The sequence below is a fragment of the Mucilaginibacter sp. P2_A5 genome (genome assembly GCF_056404995.1).
Genome location: NZ_JBFUCY010000032.1, coordinates 16735 through 38310, shown reverse-complemented (window position 1 = coordinate 38310; position 21576 = coordinate 16735). Strand labels below are relative to the sequence as shown.

The window sequence follows — 21576 nt, the reverse complement described above, 5'->3', positions numbered from 1 at the left end:
ATATTTTTCTATTATTGTTTAATGAGAAGAAAAGACGACATTCTTTGGAAAGGGATCCTCGAAGATGTTTTTGATGATTTTCTGCGGTTTGTAAATCCTGATGCCGTTGACGTATTTGACCTGGACCGGGGGTTCGAATTCCTGGATAAGGAATTGGAGCAGGTTTTCCCGCCTGAAAACAATGAGTATTCCCCAAAGGTAATCGATAAGCTGGTTAAAGTATTTACCAAAGCAGGCAAAGAAGAATGGATTTTGGTGCATGTGGAAGTACAGGGCCAATATCAAAAAGATTTTGCCAGCCGCATGTATACTTACTTTTACCGGATACTGGACAAATATCAAAAGCCCATAGTTGCCTACGCCATATTTACCGAAGCCAATACAAAAGAAAGGCCAAACCATTTTGCTATAGACTTTATGGGCACCAGCTTACGTTACACATTTAATACCTACAAAATAGCCAGCCAAAGCGATGAAGCACTGCAAGCCAGCGATAACCCTTTTGCCCTGGTAGTGCTTACAGCAAAGGCGGCGCTTGCAGGCAAAGACCTGAAAAGCAGCAGGGAGCGTGACGAGTTGCTACTGAACTTAAAGCTTAACCTGACCAGGTTATTGTTGGCCAAACAGATAGCGAAAGAAAAAATACGGGTGCTGATGAATTTTTTAAGGTATTACATACGCTTTGAAAATCAGGATATAAACACTAAATTTGAGCAACAGGTAGAAATTTTAACAGAAAGGAGCAACACCATGGGCATAGAAGAACTTTTATTGGACAGGGCTGAGAAAAAAGGTAGAAATGAAGGTAGAAATGAAGGTAGAAAAGAAGAAGCTGTTGCTATTGCCCGCGAAATGAAAAAGGAGGGTTTGCCTGTTGCCCAGATCAAAAAATTCACCGGGCTTTCGGTTGAGGAAATAGAAAAATTGTGATATACTCTCAATTGAGAATGAGCAATCCTTTGTAATGGATACCTTCAGGGCGTTTTAAATCTTCCTGATATCCCAAACAACCACATACCAGTCGCCAAATTCATCGCGGTGGGTGCCGGCTATTTCGAAACCCATTTTTTGATGCACTTTTAACGAGTTGACGTTTCTTACTGCTATTTCGGTAATGCAAAGTTCATAATCATCGCCTACCAGGCTGGCTGTTGCGTTATAAAGTTTGCTTAAAAGTCCCAGCCTTCTGAAATCTTTATCAACACACACCTGGCCTCCCACAAAAAATTTGTACGCGGTTAAAACTTTGCCCTGAAACAGGCTTTTATTAAATTCCCTGAACATAGGTTCAAGACTGGGCAATTGTTTTTCCATAGCCGCTGTCATGGCCAGGTTATAACCAATCACTTTATTTTGATGCAAAGCAATAACCTGTGGTATTTGCGATGCCATTTGCTGTAATAGTTCAACTGTATGCTCGGCAAAAACAAAGCCTTGCTGATCCTGCTCCTCGGCAGTTAATGATTTGTATAGATTTTGATTTTGAAGCGCTATAATTTGTTCAAAATGTTCGGTTGTAGTAGCTGCCTGGAAAGTTATTGCCGATAGGATATCCTTATTCATGATTTGGTAAATTTCTTTATTTTAATTGATTTTTTACAACTATAGCAAAATTGAACCATCATATGGGGCGTGTTCAATTTGTATCAATTATAAAGAATAGCAAAAATAAAGTTATTGTTATTTCACCCGGTCTTCATCGGCCATTTCGAGCCGTCCATCCTTATTTACAAGATATTTAGAAAATTTTTTAGGCCGTTCGGCTTTATTGTTCCGGGGTGAAGGCCCGCGCAGAATTAGTATCAGCACGCATAACAGTGCAATGGTAGTTAATACAGCAATCATTATAGAATAGATTTTTGACCACAACCGCGAAGGTTGCAATTGCCTTATTATAAAACATAATGATTGGTAGAGACCTTTTGTAGTTTAATACCGGGGCGATTAATTCCGGCAGTTAAACTATCTCATACCCTAAAATACAAAATTGGAGCAAAAGTAAAAAGGGCGTATGACCATATTTTAATTAATAAGAATAAAAATGGCTTTTTTATAGCTTAAAGCCTTAAGTGCCTGCTTAAAAAAAGATCATTTTTGACTTTTGAGTTTCGGCTAATATGGGCAATATATTCTTGCCGCATAGGTAAGAATGTAATAACTGCTGATTAACAACCAATTAGAGCCTGCCGGTTATAAAAATATAAATTGCGGGTGTATACTTTAATTTAGGTAGCTTTGAATTGTTATGCGGTAATATTATTCGCGGGAGTAGCTGTCCCTTATTACCTTAGTTTCAAAACAACAAATTACATAAATAAATAAGATCAGGGTATATTGTTTCCCTGTTCTTAAAAATCTTAAAAGCCCCTGTAAACGATTACCTACAGGGGCTTTATTTTTTATATAGATAAGCATATCATGGAAGAAAGAAAGTATTTAACTACCTGGAAAAGGTACATGCCGGTTATTCGTTTACATTTGAAGAAAAGCCTGACCGAGGATCAGCAATTCAAGTTAAACATCACCGATTTTGAATCGGCCGGCGATCGCGGGAAATCCGGTTACACGTTCAACATCAACATGGAAAACGGTAAAGTTACCAACAACATCAGCGGATCGGCCGTGGCGCGCGATCTTTTTGAAGCCATCAAAGGCGATGATGCGGTTAAGGCTATGTTATTAGATAAAAACGTTAAAATAAGCGTTGGGAAATCTTTTGTATTGAGCATTAAAACCACTCACCTATCTACCTACCGGTAGAATAGGATAAGCCAAAAGCTACTGAAAATCAGCAATTAACACGATAATATTAAGGAAGTAACCAACAGGCTATTTCCTTTTTTTATGCGATTTATTTTTTGTTGATTTAGCTTTTGATGACGATTTATGGGATTTAACCGAAACCTTCTTTCCCTTTTTAGATACTTTTGAATGGGCTTTACGATGACGGCCGTGCTTTTCGGCCACAGGCATTTTCCTGGCAATGGGAGCAAAATCAACCGCTTCCGGGTGCGCCTCCAGATCGAATGGGTTAAAATAGTAAATATCTGCCGCATCCCAATTTTTTAGGCCTGCCCGCACCCTTTCGGTAAATGCCATTTCATTTTTGACCTCGGGTGCAGCCCATCCGGCCTCAGCCAATCCGGCTATACGTGGGAAAAGCATAAAGTCAAGACGCTTTTCTGATGCTATTTTCTCTGTCCAGATATTGGCCTGCACGCCGATGATTTGGTTTGACGCAAGCTGATCTGCAGCCAATTGCCTGTCGGGGAAGTTATAAATATCTGTATACCTGTTAAATACACCTTTCCAGTTGCGGCCGGAAATGTGGCTGCCATCCTGCAAAAAATCAAAGTAAAGCGGCAGGCGCGGACAAAGCACTACCTGGTAATTTTTTTGCAAGGCAAGGCTTAGCTGACCGGGTAAATTTTGTCTCCACCAAAATATGATAGTTTTGCCGGGCGGAAGATCTGTTTGAGCGGCCTCGTCCCAGGCTAATATTTTGCTGCCCAGGCTGGTAACGGTATCTGTCATCCGTTTAAAAAAGTAACGTTCCAGGGCGCCTACATCCTCAAAGCCTTTATTTTGCATCATGCGGGCAATGGCAGTATCCAACGACCAGGCTTTTATACCCAAAACTACCTCATCGCCGCCCAGGTGCATCATTTTTGACGGAAAAATAGCGGTTGTTTCCTTAATGATATTGGCTAAATACTGGTAAGTTTCTTCTTTGGCCGGGTTAAAAGTGAAGTTTGGATAACCAGCTACGCTCCCACCCGAATATTCGGGATAAGCTTTATTAGCGGCGGTGGCATGGCCGGGCATATCAATCTCAGGAATAACAGTAATAAAGCGTTGTGCTGCATAACTAACTACCTCCTTAATGTCATTTTGTGTATAATACATCGCTGGGGCTTCTGCCGATGTATCGCTGTAATCACCTGATCCGCCAACGGAGGTTAACCTGGGATATTTTTTTATTTCGATGCGCCAGCCTTGTACATCGGTTAAATGCCAGTGGAATTTGTTGAGCTTGTAGTAAGCCATCCAATCCAATATTTGCTTAACCTTTTGCTTACCAAAAAAATGCCGCGATTCGTCCAGCATTAAGCCACGCCATTGGTAACGGGGCGCATCGGTTATTTCTGCAGATGCAAGGCCGACATTCTGATACTCACGGGCATCCGTTGCATCTGTTGACGCAAGGGTAAGGTTATCACTTTCTTTTGGATGATCTTTAATAATCTGCAACAGCGATATTAACCCGTAAAATATACCTTCTTTACTTGACGATGATATGGCTACCCGGCCGGGTGTAATTTTTAATGAGTATGCGCCAACAACCTGGTTTGCGTTGGTCAATACAAGCTTAATGGTGCTTTTTGAATCCCCGTTATTTATGCCTGGCGATAAGCCTTTTGCCTTAAACGTTTCTTTTTGAAAGTAAACGGCTAAAGCGGTTAATGAAGTATCGCTTATACCGATGGTAGTATGGCTGTTAAAACTAAAAGTCCCGGTACCATTTACAACCGACCGTGGCTGAGGGATTACATTAAAATTTTGTGCTTTTAGATATCCGGAAAAAAAGAGCAGCGCTGCTAAAAATTTAAATTTCATTAAAAATAAGTCAAAATTATTCAGGGCCTGCTATGATAGCGATTTTATGCTAAATCGGGGTAATTTATTTGCAATATGTGAATTTGGGCACTTGTCTGCTTTATTTAAACACATAGCGTAAACTTAAACGCGGGAGACGCAATTATGCGCCTCTACAAAAAAGGGGCTGGTCGCATTATACGACCGGCCCCAATATTTGGCAATAAGCTGATGAAGCTAAACTACCCTCCTAATCAACTTAATCAACCATTAACCAAATTATTTCCATCCGCCACCTAATGAGCGGTAAAGCTCGGCGGTTGCACTTAACTCGTCTCTTTTAATAGAGGCCAGTTCCAACTCGCCTTGTAGTACATTGCTTTGGGCTGTTATTACTTCAAGGTAATTGGCCAGGCCGTTTTTAAACAACATGCTGGCGTTGGTTGTTGCCTGTTGCAGTGTTTTTACACGGTTTGCGGCCATAGCTTGCTCCTGTTTCAGCTTATCAATTTTAACCAGGGCATCAGATACTTCGCCAACAGCATTTAAAACCGATTGCCTGAATTGCAGTACTGTTTTTTCGCGGTCAATTTGTGCAACTTTGTAAGTGGTACTTAATTGTTTGTGCTCCAATAATGGTGTTACAACACTACCAGCAACTATACCAAATAACGACGCAGGAATATTAAACCAATTGCTGGCCTTAAAGGAGTTAACGCCACCGCTTGCAGTGATCCGTAAAGCAGGGTACATTTCGGATTTAGTAATGCCGACTTTGGCGTTGGCAATGGTTAAAGCCAGTTCCTGTGTCCTGATATCTGGCCTGCGGCTGATGATAGCCGATGGTACCCCGGCAGTTAAAGTCTCGGGGAACTTAACATCATTTAATGTGCCGTTGCGTTCGATAATATCTGGCAGTTTGCCTGCCAAGATACTAAGGGCGTTTTCCTGTACGGCTACATTACGTTCAAACTGTGGCACCAGCTGGGCGGCTGCCTGTTGCTGTGCTTCGGCCTGTTGTACTGCCAGTAAAGTTACCTGGCCGGCATCATATTGTAAACGGATGATCCTGATTGTACTGTCATTTAATTTTACATTCTTTTTGGCAATATCCAACTGGGCATCAAGCATCAGCAGGTTATAATAACCCTGCGATACACTGGCAACAATATTGGTTTGGATAGCCTTTTTAGCTTCGGTTGTTTGCAGGTATTGTGCAAGCGCCTGGCGACTTTGGTTACGGATTTTGCCCCAGATATCGGCTTCCCATGATAGGGCAAGGTTTGCAGAGTAGTCTTCAATGTGTTTGGAGCCTAAGCCATACTGTTTAATGCTTAATCCGTTAATGCTGTTGTCGCTTGGGCGACTGCTGCTGGCGGTTACGTTCAGTGCAACTTCGGGTACATAGTTCCATTTTACCTGTTTAAATAATAGCTGCGCCGCATCAATGTTTTTGACCGCTATCTGCATGTCATAGTTTTTGGCTATTGCGCTGTCTATCAGTTTTTGCAGGGTTGCATCGGTAAAAAAGTTCTTCCACTGTATATCAGCTATGCTGCTGGTATCGGCAGTGGTTATGGCTGCGGCGCTCCTGAAAGCAACCGGTAGCTCTGGTTTGGGTGTTGCCACATCCTTTGATACTTTACAGGCGCTTAAAAAAGCCGTAAGTAATACAAAAGCTAATGGGGTTATATAACGTTTCATTTTTTTAATATTAATAGAATCAAGAGATTAGAGTCAAGAATCAAGACAGGCTCAACAACTTTTTAAAGTTTTGATTCCTGGCTCTTGATTCTTGATTCTCAAAAATTAATTATTCTGCAGTTCCATTTTTTCAGCTTCGATAGCATGGCCATTTTTATGACCTGGCTGTACTCCGCCGTTTAATACTGCTACCGGCACACCGCTAAATCGTTCCTGGAGTGCCTGGAATATTACAAACAACACCGGGATAATGAACAATCCTAAAATAACTCCTGATACCATCCCACCTGCGGCACCAATACTTATGGAGTGGTTACCCTGTGCAGATGGACCAGTTGCAATACTCATCGGGAATAAACCGAATACGAAAGCCAGCGAAGTCATGATAATCGGGCGTATCCTCAGCCTTGCTGCTTCAATTGCCGATTCAACCAAACCATGCCCGGCCTTGCGTCGCTGCACTGCAAACTCAACAATAAGGATGGCATTTTTGGCTAACAAACCGATGAGCATGATCAAGGCTACCTGTACGTAAATGTTGTTTTCGATACCGGTTAAACCTAATACCACAAACACACCCAAAATACCTGTAGGGATTGAAAGGATTACTGCCAATGGCAATATGTAACTTTCATACTGTGCTGATAATAAGAAATATACAAATATCAAACAAAGCATAAATATAATTGCCGACTGACCGCCCGAAGCAATCTCCTCACGGGTTTGACCAGCGAACTCGTAGGCAAAACCCGACGGTAATTGCTCCTGGGCTGTTTCCTGGATGGCCTTAATGGCATCACCGGAACTAAAACCCGGTTTAGGGATTGCGTTGATCTCGATAGAATTGAACAGGTTGTAACGTGAAGCGGTTTCTGAACCATACACACGGGTTAGTTTAACCAATGTATTGATAGGTACGTTTTCACCGGTTTTGTTTTTAACAAACACCCTGTCAATGGCTGAAGGGTCTGTTCTGTCAGCAATATCAGCCTGAACTACCACGCGGTAATATTTACCAAAGCGGTTAAAATCTGATGCCTGGGCAGTACCAAAATACGCCTGCATGGTTTGTAAAATATCTTTAACATTTACGCCCAACTGACCGGCCTTTTCGTCATCAACTTCTAATTGTAACTGGGGATAATCTGCTTTATAAGAAGTAAAGGCATAAGCGATAGCCGGTTTCTGCATCAGCTTTCCTATAAAGTTATTGGCAACGCCGCTAAACTTATCCAGCTTGCCGTTGGTTTTATCCTGTAGCATCACGTCAAGTGCTTCCACATTACTAAACCCGGGAACTGTTGGAAAACTGAACACGAAGAAGGTACCGCCCGGTATGCCACCTAATTTCCCTCTTACTATATTTTGTATATCATCAATATTTTTAACAGGGCCCCTTTCTTCATTAGGTTTTAACAACAGGAAAATTACCCCGGCCGATGGACTGCTGGATTGTGTTAAAAAGTTAAAACCAGATAACGCGGTAACAAACCTTGCTGATGGTAAAGTTTTCAGCTGATCTTCGGCCTGTTTAAAAATCTTATTGGTACCACTTAACGAAGTTCCGGATGGTGTATTAACAGCTATGGCCACAAAGCCCTGGTCTTCGGTAGGGATAAAGCCCGTTTTTGTTCTGTTTACCAGGTAAACTGTAGCTGCTATTACCAACACAAGCCCGCCTATACTCAACCATTTTTTACGGATAAGGAACTTTAAGCCCCCAACGTACCTGTTGGTCATATAATTAAAACCACCATTAAAGCCGGCATAAAATTTATCTACAAAGCTTTTCTTAGGTTCATTATGACCATCTGCGCTATGTTTGTTCTTTAAGAACAAAGCGGCAAGTGCAGGGCTTAAGGTTAAAGCGTTAACAGCCGATATAATGATGGCTATGGCCATAGTTAACGCAAACTGCCGGTAAAATATACCTGTGGAACCTACCATGAAGCTTACCGGTAAAAATACGGCAGCCATAACCAGCGTAATAGACACAATGGCGCCTGTAATTTCGCGCATAGCCTCGGTAGTTGCTGCTTTTGGAGTAAGACTTGGGTCGTGTTCCATTTTGGCATGCACCGCCTCTACCACCACAATGGCATCATCCACCACAATACCTATGGCCAACACCAATGCAAACAAGGTTAAAAGGTTCACAGAGAAGCCAAAGAGGTTCATGAAGAAGAAGGTACCGATAATGGCTACCGGAACTGCTATAGCCGGGATCAGGGTAGACCTGAAATCCTGCAAGAATATAAATACTACTATAAACACCAGTATAAAAGCCTCTACCAGTGTATGTTCAACCTGGTTAATTGACTCATCAAGGTCGGTTTTGGTGCGATAGAACTGATTGTATTTGATACCGGCTGGGAAATCTTTAGATAACTTAACCATCAGCTTATCAATCTCAATCTGAATTTGGTTGGCGTTTGAGCCCGACAACTGTATGATACCAATAATAATACCGTCGTGCCCGTTCAGGTTACTTACGCTATTATAAGAATAGGCACCCAGTTCAACACGGGCTACATCTTTTAAATGCAATACAGAACCATCCGCATTTGCACGGATAGCAATATTCTGATATTCCTCTGGTTTGGTAAGTTTACCTTTATATTTAATTACGTATTCAAAAGCCTCGTTACTGCGCTCACCAAATTTACCCGGCGCGGCTTCAAGGTTTTTGTCCTGTATAGCTGCCATTACTTCGGCGGGTGTAACTTTGTAAGTTGCCATTTGCGCAGGATTAAGCCAAACACGCATGGAGTAATCCTTAATACCACCAAATATGCTGGCCGAACCTACACCCGTAATACGTTTAATTTCGGGCACAATGTTAATCTGTGCATAGTTGGCCACAAAAGTTTGATCATATTTTTTAGGATCCTCCGAGTAAATAGCCATGGCACCGATGAAGCTGTTTTGTTGTTTGGTAGTTGTTATACCATATTGTACAACTTCGGCAGGTAACTGGCTTGTGGCCTGCGAAACACGGTTTTGAACGTTTACAGCTGCCTGATCGGGGTTGGTACCCTGTTTAAAGTAAACGGTGATGCCCAATGTACCGTCGTTACTGGCGGTAGATGTCATATAGGTCATATTTTCCACACCGTTAATAGCTTCTTCTAATGAAGGCGTAACAGAACGTAAAATAGTCTCGGCATTAGCGCCCGGGTAAACAGCCGATACCAATACCGCCGGAGGGGCGATATTCGGAAACCGCTCCAGGGGCAGTTTTGTTAAACCAAGTACACCTACTATCACCAATAATATGGAGATAACTGTGGAAAGTACCGGTCTTTCTATGAATTTTTGAAACATGATTTTGCTATTTAATAGAGTTAAGAATCAAGAGTCAAGAATCAAGACAGAAAACCTGTCTATCGTCTATATTCCAGCCTTAACCCGTTTCTATACTAATTTTAATTCTCTTTGAGTTAAGAACTAAGGGTAATAAGCCTAATTTTGCAGCTTCTTGACTCTTGATTCTTAACTCTTGATTCTTATTTTAAAGCAGCAACCTTATCAGCAGCTTTTTGAGGTGCTATTACCATACCCTCGGCTAAGTGGTCCATGCCGCTCAGTACAATCTGGTCGCCGGCTTTAAGGCCATCTTTAACCAGGTAATTTTCGCCGCTTTTGCCTACAATGTTGATAGGTACTTTTTTCACTTTATTGCTATCGGCAAGTGCGAAAACAAACACTTTATCCTGCATTTCAACAGTAGCCGATTCAGGCACAATAAGCGCATCGGTATGTTGTAAGCTCAAGCGTACTTTACCTGTATTGCCAGCACGTAATAAGCCATTTGGATTGGCAAAGTTTGCCCTGATAGTGATGGCACCCGTGTTTTTATCAAACTGGCCGTCTATCACATCTATTTTACCTTGTTTGGCGTATTCGCTGCCATCAGCTAATAATAATGATACTGCCGGCAGGTGCTGCAATTTGTCTTTAAGTGTAGTACCAGGGTATTGTTCTTTAAAGGCTACGAAATCTTTTTCGCCTAAAGAGAAGTAAACATGCACATCGTGTACATCAGATAATTGTGTTAATGCTTCAACATCCTGCGGCGTAACTAAACTTCCTTGTTTTTTCAGTAAACGACCGATGTAGCCGCTAACCGGTGCTTTGATTAAGGTATAGCCTAAATTAATTTGCGCGGTTGATACATTTGCCTTAGCCGATTCGATATTGGCTTTAGCAACCTGCAGGCTGGCTTTCGCGGTTTTTAACTGGTAATCAGATACTACCTTGTTTTCAACCAGCGGTGTAAGCTTGTCAACTTCAAGTTGTGCGTTGCCTGCGGCAGCTTCGGCCGCGTGTAAGCTGGCCAGGGCGTTGTTTAAGGCGGCGCGGTAAGGCTGCTCATTTATTTTAAATATGGGCTGGCCTGCGCTTACAAAAGCACCTTCGTCAACAAATACCTTGTCTAAAGCGCCGCTTACCTGCGGACGAACTTCTACGTTAACAGTACCTTCAATAGATGCAGGGTATTCCTGGTAAGTAGTTTGTGTACCCGATGCAATTGCGGCTACGGGCAATGCTGGCGGTGGCGGTGCCTGCTGCGTTTGCGGCTTGGGCGAGCAGCCATATAATGTGAGTGCTAAAAGCGCTAATGGGATAATTTTCATGATACTTAATTTTGAGGGTGATAGATTGTGATTCATTTTGTTGCCTTGCGGCTGGTAGATATATGTTGAGTTAATTGTTTTCATTATTGAAATACTATATATGTGCTATTTTTATTGAAATGATAACCTTGAAATTTTAGCCTCAACCTGTCCTCTCCAAAGGAGAGGGTTCTTGATTTGCATCTTTTTAAAGTCCTCTCCTTTGGAGAGGATTTAGGTGAGGCTAACCTGTTATTGTGCGTACCTATTAACGGAGCTAACGCTTTGTAGAGGAAGCGTTGCCGTTTTTGGTGTTAGATACCCTAACACTATTTAGTAACGCTATGTAAAAGTTGATATCCATGTTATTATTTATTTATTGTTGTGTTTATTTTAATTTAACAGTGTTAAATAATTTAACGATGTTATTATCAAGGCAAAAAATTACTCAGGTTTTATCGACCTGATGATACCAGTGATAGCATCCATTAATACCTGGCGATTGATATCGTCGGATGAGCCGCGCCTTAATAGGTTGATAGATACCAACCCGTGAACTACCGACCAGAACGTGTAATATTTAGTGCAGATAATATCCGATTCGGGATTGTCAATACGCATTACTTTGCCAATTACATCGGTGAACAGGTCCCACGGCATAACAGATTCTTCCAGTTTATTTATTTCATCGCAACAACAATTAGTAGTAACGCCAAACATTATCTGGTAAAGCTCTTTGTTGGCAAAGGCGAAATTCCAGTAGGCAAGCCACATAGCCTCCAATTGTTTTTCTGGCAGCACATGTTGTTCGTGCGCTGCCCTGAGGTCTTTAGCTAATAACAGGTAGCCTTTGCGGGCAAGCTCCAGCAAAATAGCTTCTTTATTAGCGTAATATTCATATATAATAGGTGCGGTGTATTCAATTACATCGGCAATTTTACGCATACTTAAAGCCTGCCATCCCTCCTCTTTAACAATCTGGAGAGCGGCATCCAGGATATTGATCCTGGTTTCGTCTTTTAAGCGTTGAATACGTTCTTTACTGGCCATCTTATTTACGCCTTAAATCATTTAACAGCGTTAAGCAAATATACAGCTGTTTATTTAGGCATAGTACCATCCATTTGTCAAATTGAGATCATGGAATTGTCAGGAGGATGGGGAAAGAGTCAAGAATCAAGAGTCAAGAATCAAGACAGCTGCAAAAAACCATCTCTTGAAGATACGGCATCCGCTCACACCTGTATCTGAAAAAATGAAAACCCTTTGCTCTTTTAGAACAATATAGTTCGTTTATGATTAAAACTTCAACGGTCTTGATTCTTGGGGGAAAGAGTCAAGAGTCAAGAATCAAGACAGCTGCAAAAAAACATCTTTTGAGGACACCGCATCCGCTTACAACTATATCTTAAAAAAAAGAAAACCCCTTTACTCTTTTAGAACAATATACTTCGTTTATGATTAAAACTTCAACCGTCTTGATTCTTGACTCTTGATTCTTGGGGGAAAGAGTCAAGAATCAAGACAGCTGCAAAAAACCATCTCTTGAAGATACGGCATCCGCTCACACCTGTATCTGAAAAAATGAAAAACCCTTTACTCTTTTAGAACAATATACTTCGTTTATGATTAAAACTTTAACCGTCTTGATTCTTGACTCTTGATTCTTGACTCTTATTCTTCACCCTACTTTTTCACCAAATAGGCCAGTTGTCCCATATGGTAGCCCTGGTGAACTGTTCTGTTGATGAGGATATTCAGTTTGTTGCGATGGGGTTCTTTTGCAAAATCTTCGGCAGGTATGGCGCTGTGTTTGGTAAACCAATCTTCGGGTTGCATGGTGTCAAACTTTTGTTTAAGGGTGGTATTTACGTTGCGCCAGGCAGCTTTAATATCGGCTATAGGCGGTTTTTCCAGCCCGGACGTATCGGAGTTTTTTAGGAAGATCTCGTCCAATTGCGGGTAAAGCCGCTCGCCAAGTTCTAAATAGGTAAAAAGGCTGTCGCTTACCGCGGTCAAATGTCCTAAAAGATAGGTGCCACTGTTGCGGCCGGGCGCGGTAAGGCCGGCAATTTGCTCGTCGGTTAGTTTATCCAGCAACGCGTTAAGGCGGGTGTTTTGCAACTCCCAGTTTGATATTGCTATTTTAATGAATAAAGCGGTGGTTGTTTCCTGTTGAATTTCCATAGTCGGATTTATTTTGATAAATATAACATTGTGTCATTGATAAATTGACGCTTATTCTTCAGCCCAATGTCACAAGTTGTAAATACAGAAATGAGATAGCCTTATGACTTCCGACTTAGTGCTGTTGACTTAACAATAGGTTATTTTGAAACTACCTGCCAGCCATTAAATGGCTTTACTGTAGCACAATTTGGGCTGCCGTCTTTGGCGGTTCCGGCTACGTTGGTTTTAAGCATTAAAGCCGGATCCGCATTTAGCTGATCGATGACCTCCCAGGTTATTCCGGCCATTGGTATTTTAAGCCTTCTATTCCAGGGGCTAAGCTGCCCGGCCAGCGTGCCGATATCCAGGTAAATAAAGTTACCCATATAGGGGCCTTGTATAAATGGGCCGCCAAACCTTGGCAAAGCATCTTTTACCCTATCCCCTTTTGTGGTTACTGTTAAATAAAAATGCAGGTCGCCCGAATCGGTTTGCTGGATTTGTACAGTTTCATATTTATTGCCAGATCCCTTTTGTAAGCCAAAAGCCACCCCGGCGGTAGGCTTTTCAAGGATAATATGAAGCGATAGTTCCATGGTTTTATCAGATTTTGGTTTGTATCAATAAACAACGGTTAAGATACTGAAATCGCGAACCATATCTTTAATCCCTAAGTGTGATTTTAATATCATTCAATTTGTCTGAACTCGGATTAAGCAGATTTTTCGGATTATTGGGGTTTTAATTATCGTCTGAAACCCGAATTAAGCGAATTTTTAGAATTTCCCGAATTAGCTTTTTAAATTCTGTTAATTCTTTAATTCTGTAAATTCAGGTTCAGACCAAACCGCTAATCATTTAATTGCTTTATGTAGTCCAAAAACATATACAACGCCTTCTTCTTCTCTACGGTTAAATCAAAATCAATTTTCACCATCAGGTAATCAACAATATCAAAGTCATCGCGCATGGGTAGTTCCTTGAACAGATCCTGCCTATGGTCGAGGCCGTATTTAAGGGCGGCGTTAAATTCCTGCATAAAATCATGCGGGATTGGTTTGTTGGCTATCCAGCCTGCAAACATGAACGGCAGGCCGGTAAACTTTTGCCATTCTTCGGCCAAATCGTATACATATTTATACTGATCTTTTTTACCAAAGGTGCGGTCGCCAATTTGAACAAAAGCCGTATCTGGCTCGGTCGAAAGGCTGTAGTTTGGCGCCCCCTCAATTAACTCCGGACTGATTTTCCAATAGTTTTTGAGCAGTATGCGTGCCAGGTTGTTAGATGAGCGCGATTCGGGATCAAGCTGCAGGTATTTAATATCGTGTACGGGGCAATTACTAAATATGAATACCGAGTTTACTGCGCCAACGGCACCAATGCAGTAATCGGATACTATTTCCCAGTTGGGCAGGCTTAATGTGGCCGCCACAGGGATAAGGCCGATGTCTACTACATCATCAATGAGTTTTTGGGCACAGTCAGTCGGTGTGTCAAGACTTAGTGCTATTTTATCTACAAAACCGGTATGTTGAAGGCCGTATATAAAGGGTTTGGTATTGGTGTAGCTTACTGCTGATATTCTGATCTTTTTCACAAGAAACGTTCTCTTTCAGGATTGTTTTAAATGTTCGGCATTGTTAAAATCTACAATAGCAAACTGTTCGCCATCATAAACAACTTTGTATAAAACCAAATTTTGATGCGGAAAGTTATCCATTTCGCTCAATGGCTTGCCGGTTAAAATACAAAGTAATAAACGCATGGCGCGGCCATGCATGCAAACCAGCACAGTTTTTTCTTCGGGATGGCTCATGATCACCGCTAAAGCTTCACGCTGGCGGATCTCCACTTCGTTGGGGCTTTCGCCGCCTTCAAATTTGCTATCCAGGTTTCCATCCAGCCAATCGCGCATAATCTGCAAAAAGGCTGCCTTATTTTCCGGCGTGGGCAGCTGACCTTCATGAATGCCCCAGGCCAGCTCATCAAGTCCGGGAAGCTTTTCAAAAGGCAATCCGCCATCCAAAAAAGACTGAATGCTTTGCTTTGTACGTTTTAGCGCCGATATATATGCTTTATCGAAAGGTACATCTTTATAAGCCGCAAAAAACTGTTGTGCCTGTTTGCGTCCCTCATCGTTCAGGTCGGTATCAACACCCCTGCCCTGGATAATTCCCAGCTTGTTGTATTCGGTTTGGCCGTGACGTACTATGTATAAGATTTTTTGCATTTTTTTATTGAAGCGTAAAGCTTAAAGCAGAAGGTTTAAAGCTTCGTTTTAGCAAAAAGCTGAAAGCATAAGGCTTAAAGCTTTTTTATATTATTGTTATATTATTTATGCGGACGACTCGAGGCCGTCCTTTTCTTTTTCGCTTTCAGCTTTTAGCCTTCCGCTTTAAGCTTTTTTGTTTTTGCTTTTAGCTTTAAGCCTTCCGCTTTAAGCTAATTTATTACTGGCAGCTTGTAATATTGCGGCTTGGGCTGGGTTTCAGGAAATTCAAAATCATTATAATCGGTAACTACATTGTAAAGTGTATCGCGCTCTATAGGGTACCGGCCTACATGTTTAATCAGTTCCACCAATTGTTTGGTGCTCATACCGGGGTGCTGCTCTTCGGCGCCTGCCATCGAGTAAATTTTGGTGGTGTCATCCAGGGTACCGTCAATATCATCTACTCCAAAATTGAGCGAAAGCTGCGCCGTGGTGCGGCTGATCATAGCCCAATAGGCCTTAATGTGATCGAAATTATCCAAATAGATCCTCGCGACAGCATAATTTCGCAAATCTTCAACAACAGTTGATTCGGGTACGTGGGACATCTGGTTATCCTGGTTGCGAAATTTCAACGGGATAAATGTTTGAAAGCCGCCCGTTTTATCCTGCAGCTGGCGTAAGCGTTCCATATGGTCAACCCGGTGATGGAATTTTTCGATATGGCCGTAAAGCATCGTAGCATTTGAGCGGCCACCCAACTTATGCCATTCCTCGTGTATGGCCAGCCATTGGTCGCCAGTACATTTATCTTTTGAAATCAGATCGCGAACCTCCGGGTGGAAAATCTCGGCCCCTCCGCCCGGTATCGAACCTAAACCGGCCTCCATCATCAGGCGCATGCCCGTGGCGTAGTCAATTTTGGCTTTTTTGAAAATGTAGTGGTATTCAACCGGCGTTAACGCCTTGATGTGCAATTCGGGGCGATGAGCACGTATGCGGCTGAAAAGTTCCTGGTAAAAAGGCACATCGTATTGCGGCAGCACTCCGCCAACTATATGTACTTCGGTTACCGGTTCGTCATCGTATTTGGTTACCATGTTAAACATTTCGTCCATAGTATACTCCCAGCCCTCGGCTTTTTGTTTAAGCAGGCGCGAGTACGAACAAAATTTGCAATCGTAAACACAAAGATTGGTAGGCTCGATATGGAAATTACGGTTGAAATAAGTTTTATCGCCATGGCGCTTCTCGCGGATGTAGTTGGCTAAAACACCAAGGTAACCAAGGTCGCCCTGTTCATATAATGTAACACCTTCATCAAAGGTAATCCTTTCGCTGCGTTGTACCTTTTGGGCAATGTGCTTTAAATCAGCAGGCAGATCTGGATTTTGTAATAATAACTGTAAATTATGCTCAGCTTCCATTCAAAAAACTTTGAACAAATGTAGTAAAAAAGCGGAAAGCTTAAAGCCAAAGGCCTAAAGCAAGGGGCATCTTTACAATAAGATTATGAGGGGGAAAAACTTAAAGCCGAAGGCTGAAAGCAAAAAGCTAATGGGGAAAGCCGAAAGCTAAAGGCTGAAAGCAAAAAGCTTAAGACAAGAATTCGAGGAGCTTTTGGCATTCTGCTTTCGGCTTTTAGCTTACAAGGTTGTTATAGCTGTAATGTTTATCCCTCTAAAGCAATCGTCGGCGCAATTACGCGGCACATAACCGCAGTCTGAAATGAGACCGTTGTTTTTTGCTTCAAATATGATGTCATTAGTTGTAGCATCAACTTTAAGCCATTCGGTGCGCGCCTTTAAGTAAATGCCATCCATCGTAAGTGCATCTGTGGCATCATTTGGGTGTGTATTTATGGTGGCAGCATCTTCATGCCAGGTTTTAACGGTATCGACTTTATTGGTGCCGTCGTTACGGGATTGTACCCGGATATAGTCACGCGAAACAACCTTACCATTGTTTACGGCTACTTGGATAGTAACTCCAAAACCTACCCACGAACCAAAAACTGTTGTGTAGGAATAGGAATTTTTCGAGCTGCTTTTAAAGCTCATCCAGGCTTTATAGCTGGTGTCATACTCGCTTTGTTTAGCGATGTTTTCTTTTTTACAGGCGGTAGCTGATAATAACAGGATAATAGTGAGTAGGTGCAGGTTTTTCATAAAGCTTTTTTAACCATTACGCAAAATTTAAATCAGTCGCTACAGTAAATCACAAATAATCTTATTTACTTTGAAACGATAACATCAACGACAATGAAAACTGAAACTATAGCTATACACGCAGGCAACCATATAGACGGATCATCAAAAGCCGTAATACAACCCATTGTTATGTCGACTACTTTTGAACGTGGCGAAGATGGCGGCTTTCCCGGCGGGCATATTTACAGCAGGGCATCAAACCCCAATCGGGCCTTGCTTGAAAACGTTATAGCCAAATTAGAGGGCGGCGCCGATGCCGCCTCATTTTCATCAGGCAACGCGGCGGGCATGTCGGTATTTCAGTCGCTGGCGCCGGGTACTCACATTATTTGCCCGGATGATATGTACCATGGTTTGCGCAATCAGCTTAAAAACCTCTTTGTGGGTATTTTAACGTTTGATTTTGTTGATGTTAATGATATCGAAGTTTTAACCCAACACATCAGGCCCGAAACCGGGCTGATTTGGGTTGAGACGCCATCAAACCCACTGCTCAAGATCACCGACATACAAAAAGTGGTTGCCTTTGCCAGGGCGAACAATATTAAAGTAGTGGTTGACAATACTTTTGCCACTCCCATTTGCCAGCAACCATTAGCTTTGGGTGCCGATATGGTAATGCACTCGGCCACTAAATATTTTGGAGGCCACAGCGACCTGATGGGCGGCGCATTAATTACCGCCGAGAAAAGCGACTGGTGGGCCAAAATACGCCAGGTACAGGAAATGGGCGGCGCTATCCCCTCCCCAACCGATTGTTTCTGGCTAGTACGCAGTATTAAAACCCTCCCGTACCGGGTTAAGGGCCATGTACACAATGCGCAACTATTAGCTGAGTTTTTAGAACAGCATCCCAAAGTAGCAAAGGTATTATACCCTGGCCTGCCGTCGCACCCGCAGCATCAAATTGCCAAAGAGCAGATGCTGGCCTTCGGCGGTATGTTATCATTTATAATTAAGGGCGATGAAAATGATACGCACAACATCATCAATAAATTAAAAATATTTACACGGGCAACCAGCCTGGGCGGCGTGGAAAGCTTAATTGAGCACCGCGCAACCGTAGAAGGCCCCGACACTAAAACACCAAGGAATTTATTACGTGTTTCGGTTGGGTTAGAACATATTGATGATTTGGTGGACGATTTGGAGCAGGCGCTTTTTTAGGTTAAAGGCAAAAGGTGAAGGGTGAAAGGTTGTTCGGAAAAGCGTTAAGTTCATGAGTTCAAAAGGTGGTTTTGAGTGATAACTTCACCATTTCCTCGGCATATTGATTTGTTTTATGGCCGCCAATCCATGTGGTGATTATTGGTATTTCCTTGTAGATCGCCGCAATTCGCCTTTCAAATTTCTCGCGGCCTTTCTGGAATTTATTGGGATTTCTATAGTAGTACTCAATTGCACATAAGCGAGTGGCCGGATTTTTACTAAAAAGCAGCATATAATCTATTTCTGGGGTCAATTTGCTTTTCACAGTATCAAAATTTATCCGGTTATCTAAAAGCATAAAACCAGCATAGTTCATCGCGATGTAGTAACCAAAGGTAACACCCGAAAAAGGGGTCATTAGAAATCGGGCCTTTTTATTTTTTGAGGCTATTTTGACGCTGTCGTTTAGTGGTTTTGACATCGCATCGTAATTAAAATAGATTGGATTAGCATGTATTTTATCCTTAAATTTTAATAAAGGAGAACATATTTTTTTATAACGGCTGTTTAACCGGGCGTCATAAGGTATGCTGGCATCTAACATATAGCTTATCAGTGAATCTTTAAAAAATATAAACTGGTAACTGATACGCAGATAGCCTGCTTCGTAAACACTTGAAACATCAGCGTAACCAAAGCCAATATCCTCCATTGTATGTTTTGACGTAATTAGCAGATCGAGTACGCCCGCAGGATTGGTTTTATAAATATCGGCCAGTTTTTTTATAAACAGGGAATCATTAAAAATAAGCTGTTGGTTTACGTCTTTCACTTTTGCTTCCTCCTGTCCAAACAACAGCGTTGTTGAGCAGCAAATGAAGATTATAAAAGCGAAAAACTTATTCATGTGGCGGTTTATTGGCGATACAAGATAATAAAATTTGGTGTTTAAATAAATATCCCCTTTTCCTCAGCGGTAGGTATCTTTCACAGACCGCAATTCCAGATATTGCCGGTTGGGCCAGGCGACCCGAATATCTATCGGAAAGATGCCCATGGGGACACAGACATCGGAGCAAGAACTTTTCTCCTTTTACCTTTCACCTTTTGCCTTTTACCTTTCCCTTCAAATAAAATTTGGTATTTTAATAAATATCCACTTATATTTGGGGCATTATTTGGTAGCGATACCATAGTCGATCAATTCTCCGCATAGTTCGGGTATTGATTTATAAAGAAGCGGCGAGAGATCAGGCTCAATGACCCGCTGGCAACCCTTCAGTTTTGAAGAAGGTGCCAATTCCTGTCCCGGCAAATAACACCGGGGGATATAAATTTATAGCCATGAAAAGTTTAATTACAATTACTAAAAGCAACATTTTTAATACCCAAAACGGTAACATACAACGTATTAGCCCAATTATTGGCAATATTTGTATGTGTTGCTGCTGTTGATGCTTTAATACGTCCCTTTTTTCAATCCCTGAAAACATACGTGTTGTAAAACTGATAAATATTTTATCAGCTTGCTAAAATCCATCTAAACAACAAAATTTAATTATAACCTTTCAAAATCTACAACTATGTCAGCCTTAAAATTCGAAACCTTACAATTACACGCCGGCCAGGAAGTTGATCCTACTACAGGCTCACGCGCGGTACCGCTTTATCAAACTACGTCGTACGTATTTAAAAGTGCCGAACACGGCGCCAACCTGTTTGCATTAAAAGAGTTCGGGTTTATTTATACCCGCTTAATGAACCCCACTACCGATGTGTTTGAAAAACGCATAGCCGCTTTAGAGGGTGGTGTTGCAGCTTTGGCCACGGCATCGGGCCAGGCAGCGCAGTTTATAGCGTTAAATAACATATTGCAGGTAGGGGATAATTTTGTGACCTCGCCATTTTTATATGGCGGCACATACAACCAGTTTAAGGTAGCTTTTAAACGCCTGGGCATTGATGTTCGTTTTGCTAAAGACGATACAGCCGAAAGCCTGGAAGCCTTAATAGATAATAAAACCAAAGCTATTTTCCTGGAAACCATTGGCAACCCCGGCTTCACTATTGCCGATTTTGATAAAGTTGGCGATTTGGCCAAAAAACACGACCTGCCGCTAATTGTAGATAATACCTTTGGTGCAGGAGGCTATTTATTTCGCCCGTTGGAGCATGGCGCAAGCATAGTGGTACAATCAACCACCAAATGGATTGGCGGCCACGGTACCAGTATTGGCGGTGCAATAGTTGATGGTGGCACTTATAACTGGGGCAACGGCAAGTTTCCTCAATTTACCGAGCCATCCGAAGGTTATCACGGTTTGGTTTTTGCAGATGTGTTTGGCATAGGCGGCCCATTTGGCAATATCCAGTTTATTATTCGCGCCCGTGTGGAGGGATTGCGTGATTTTGGCCCTTCGCAATCGCCATTTAATTCATGGCTGAATATACAGGGACTGGAAACACTATCATTACGGGTGCAACGCCATGTAGATAATACACTGGAACTGGCTAAGTGGCTTGATCAGCATCCGCAGGTAGCATCGGTAAATTACCCGGGATTAGAGTCGTCGCCGTACCATGAGTTGGCAAAAAAATACCTGAAGAATGGTTTTGGTGCGGTGTTGTCATTTGAAATTAATGGCGATAAAGCCGATGCCGGTAAACTGATAGATAGCCTGAAACTGGTAAGCCATTTGGCCAATGTGGGCGACGCCAAAACATTGATCATTCAGCCATCGGCAACAACACATCAGCAGCTATCTGATGCCGAACAGCTTTCGGCAGGGGTTACACCAAATTCGTTACGGGTAGCGGTGGGTATTGAACATATTGATGATATTAAAGCAGATTTTGAACAGGCATTTGCCAAAATAAAAGAGGCGCAGGCCGAATTAGCGTAGTGGTGAGTAGTGAG

The 21576-nt window shown here is 42.1% G+C and carries 18 protein-coding genes and 1 riboswitch; of the genes, 4 read left to right on the top strand and 14 right to left on the bottom strand.

The features are described from left to right. Window positions 1–21 precede the first annotated feature (21 nt). Entirely contained in the window at window positions 22–930 is a 909-nt protein-coding gene (locus AC1DXF_RS23470; protein WP_477451135.1) for an Rpn family recombination-promoting nuclease/putative transposase, read from the top strand. A gap of 54 nt (window positions 931–984) precedes the next feature. On the opposite strand, the gene AC1DXF_RS23465 is transcribed toward AC1DXF_RS23470, so the two are convergent. Next, complete coding sequence (locus AC1DXF_RS23465) at window positions 985–1563, bottom strand: N-acetyltransferase family protein (RefSeq protein ID WP_477451134.1); 579 nt, start codon at window positions 1561–1563, stop codon at window positions 985–987. A 117-nt stretch (window positions 1564–1680) separates the two neighbouring features. Further along, complete coding sequence (locus AC1DXF_RS23460) at window positions 1681–1845, bottom strand: hypothetical protein (RefSeq protein WP_477451133.1); 165 nt, start codon at window positions 1843–1845, stop codon at window positions 1681–1683. A 573-nt stretch (window positions 1846–2418) separates the two neighbouring features. On the opposite strand from AC1DXF_RS23460, the gene AC1DXF_RS23455 reads away from it, so the two are divergent. After that, entirely contained in the window at window positions 2419–2760 is a 342-nt protein-coding gene (locus AC1DXF_RS23455) for a hypothetical protein (protein WP_090647651.1), read from the top strand. A 69-nt stretch (window positions 2761–2829) separates the two neighbouring features. On the opposite strand, the gene AC1DXF_RS23450 is transcribed toward AC1DXF_RS23455, so the two are convergent. The 11 genes from AC1DXF_RS23450 to AC1DXF_RS23400 all read right to left on the bottom strand — a co-directional run bounded on the left by AC1DXF_RS23450 (window position 2830) and on the right by AC1DXF_RS23400 (window position 17468). Further along, window positions 2830–4617, bottom strand: coding sequence for a beta-N-acetylhexosaminidase (locus tag AC1DXF_RS23450; protein ID WP_477451132.1), 1788 nt, complete (start codon window positions 4615–4617; stop codon window positions 2830–2832). Between the two features lie 258 nt (window positions 4618–4875). Further along, window positions 4876–6300, bottom strand: coding sequence for an efflux transporter outer membrane subunit (locus AC1DXF_RS23445; RefSeq protein ID WP_477451131.1), 1425 nt, complete (start codon window positions 6298–6300; stop codon window positions 4876–4878). Between the two features lie 105 nt (window positions 6301–6405). Continuing rightward, window positions 6406–9624, bottom strand: a complete 3219-nt coding sequence (locus AC1DXF_RS23440) for an efflux RND transporter permease subunit (RefSeq protein ID WP_477451130.1) — start codon at window positions 9622–9624, stop codon at window positions 6406–6408. A 182-nt stretch (window positions 9625–9806) separates the two neighbouring features. Then, the gene (locus AC1DXF_RS23435) at window positions 9807–10937 is read right to left on the bottom strand and encodes an efflux RND transporter periplasmic adaptor subunit (RefSeq protein ID WP_477451129.1); all 1131 of its coding nucleotides are present in this window, start codon (window positions 10935–10937) and stop codon (window positions 9807–9809) included. Between the two features lie 423 nt (window positions 10938–11360). Then, window positions 11361–11966, bottom strand: coding sequence for a TetR/AcrR family transcriptional regulator (locus AC1DXF_RS23430; protein ID WP_477451128.1), 606 nt, complete (start codon window positions 11964–11966; stop codon window positions 11361–11363). 636 nt (window positions 11967–12602) lie between these two features. Beyond that, window positions 12603–13103 (bottom strand): DinB family protein, encoded by a 501-nt coding sequence (locus AC1DXF_RS23425; RefSeq protein WP_477451127.1) that lies wholly within the window; start codon window positions 13101–13103, stop codon window positions 12603–12605. Between the two features lie 140 nt (window positions 13104–13243). Next, the gene (locus AC1DXF_RS23420; protein ID WP_477451126.1) at window positions 13244–13681 is read right to left on the bottom strand and encodes a DUF5990 family protein; all 438 of its coding nucleotides are present in this window, start codon (window positions 13679–13681) and stop codon (window positions 13244–13246) included. 254 nt (window positions 13682–13935) lie between these two features. Next, window positions 13936–14685 carry a menaquinone biosynthetic enzyme MqnA/MqnD family protein gene (locus AC1DXF_RS23415; protein ID WP_477451125.1) on the bottom strand — a complete coding sequence of 250 codons (750 nt, stop codon included), beginning with the start codon at window positions 14683–14685 and terminating at the stop codon, window positions 13936–13938. A gap of 15 nt (window positions 14686–14700) precedes the next feature. Next, the gene (locus tag AC1DXF_RS23410; protein WP_477451124.1) at window positions 14701–15318 is read right to left on the bottom strand and encodes a histidine phosphatase family protein; all 618 of its coding nucleotides are present in this window, start codon (window positions 15316–15318) and stop codon (window positions 14701–14703) included. Between the two features lie 212 nt (window positions 15319–15530). Further along, complete coding sequence (gene mqnE, locus AC1DXF_RS23405) at window positions 15531–16727, bottom strand: aminofutalosine synthase MqnE (RefSeq protein WP_477451123.1); 1197 nt, start codon at window positions 16725–16727, stop codon at window positions 15531–15533. A 219-nt stretch (window positions 16728–16946) separates the two neighbouring features. After that, a complete protein-coding gene (locus AC1DXF_RS23400) occupies window positions 16947–17468 on the bottom strand; it encodes a hypothetical protein (RefSeq protein WP_477451122.1) in 522 nt (173 codons plus the stop codon). Window positions 17469–17561: 93 nt separating this feature from the next. Here AC1DXF_RS23400 and AC1DXF_RS23395 point away from each other — a divergent pair, with 93 nt between their 5' ends. Beyond that, the gene (locus tag AC1DXF_RS23395; RefSeq protein ID WP_477451121.1) at window positions 17562–18677 is read left to right on the top strand and encodes a trans-sulfuration enzyme family protein; all 1116 of its coding nucleotides are present in this window, start codon (window positions 17562–17564) and stop codon (window positions 18675–18677) included. Between the two features lie 58 nt (window positions 18678–18735). Here the strand turns inward: AC1DXF_RS23395 and AC1DXF_RS23390 are convergent, their stop codons facing one another. Beyond that, on the bottom strand, window positions 18736–19566 hold the full coding sequence (locus tag AC1DXF_RS23390; RefSeq protein WP_477451120.1) for a hypothetical protein: 831 nt from the start codon (window positions 19564–19566) through the stop codon (window positions 18736–18738). A 319-nt stretch (window positions 19567–19885) separates the two neighbouring features. After that, a riboswitch (SAM riboswitch) is annotated at window positions 19886–19996 on the top strand. A 246-nt stretch (window positions 19997–20242) separates the two neighbouring features. Here AC1DXF_RS23390 and AC1DXF_RS23385 point away from each other — a divergent pair. Next, window positions 20243–21562, top strand: coding sequence for an O-acetylhomoserine aminocarboxypropyltransferase/cysteine synthase family protein (locus AC1DXF_RS23385; RefSeq protein ID WP_477451119.1), 1320 nt, complete (start codon window positions 20243–20245; stop codon window positions 21560–21562). The last annotated feature ends 14 nt before the right edge of the window (window positions 21563–21576 follow it).

Coding starts and splice junctions, on each gene's coding strand:
- AC1DXF_RS23440 (WP_477451130.1), bottom strand. CDS start 9,624: ATGTTTCAAAAATTCATAGAAAGACCGGTACTTTCCACAGTTATCTCC.
- mqnE (WP_477451123.1), bottom strand. CDS start 16,727: ATGGAAGCTGAGCATAATTTACAGTTATTATTACAAAATCCAGATCTG.
- AC1DXF_RS23435 (WP_477451129.1), bottom strand. CDS start 10,937: ATGAAAATTATCCCATTAGCGCTTTTAGCACTCACATTATATGGCTGC.
- AC1DXF_RS23410 (WP_477451124.1), bottom strand. CDS start 15,318: ATGCAAAAAATCTTATACATAGTACGTCACGGCCAAACCGAATACAAC.
- AC1DXF_RS23390 (WP_477451120.1), bottom strand. CDS start 19,566: ATGAATAAGTTTTTCGCTTTTATAATCTTCATTTGCTGCTCAACAACG.
- AC1DXF_RS23445 (WP_477451131.1), bottom strand. CDS start 6,300: ATGAAACGTTATATAACCCCATTAGCTTTTGTATTACTTACGGCTTTT.
- AC1DXF_RS23460 (WP_477451133.1), bottom strand. CDS start 1,845: ATGATTGCTGTATTAACTACCATTGCACTGTTATGCGTGCTGATACTA.
- AC1DXF_RS23465 (WP_477451134.1), bottom strand. CDS start 1,563: ATGAATAAGGATATCCTATCGGCAATAACTTTCCAGGCAGCTACTACA.
- AC1DXF_RS23470 (WP_477451135.1), top strand. CDS start 22: ATGAGAAGAAAAGACGACATTCTTTGGAAAGGGATCCTCGAAGATGTT.
- AC1DXF_RS23450 (WP_477451132.1), bottom strand. CDS start 4,617: ATGAAATTTAAATTTTTAGCAGCGCTGCTCTTTTTTTCCGGATATCTA.
- AC1DXF_RS23430 (WP_477451128.1), bottom strand. CDS start 11,966: ATGGCCAGTAAAGAACGTATTCAACGCTTAAAAGACGAAACCAGGATC.
- AC1DXF_RS23385 (WP_477451119.1), top strand. CDS start 20,243: ATGTCAGCCTTAAAATTCGAAACCTTACAATTACACGCCGGCCAGGAA.
- AC1DXF_RS23425 (WP_477451127.1), bottom strand. CDS start 13,103: ATGGAAATTCAACAGGAAACAACCACCGCTTTATTCATTAAAATAGCA.
- AC1DXF_RS23455 (WP_090647651.1), top strand. CDS start 2,419: ATGGAAGAAAGAAAGTATTTAACTACCTGGAAAAGGTACATGCCGGTT.
- AC1DXF_RS23395 (WP_477451121.1), top strand. CDS start 17,562: ATGAAAACTGAAACTATAGCTATACACGCAGGCAACCATATAGACGGA.
- AC1DXF_RS23400 (WP_477451122.1), bottom strand. CDS start 17,468: ATGAAAAACCTGCACCTACTCACTATTATCCTGTTATTATCAGCTACC.
- AC1DXF_RS23420 (WP_477451126.1), bottom strand. CDS start 13,681: ATGGAACTATCGCTTCATATTATCCTTGAAAAGCCTACCGCCGGGGTG.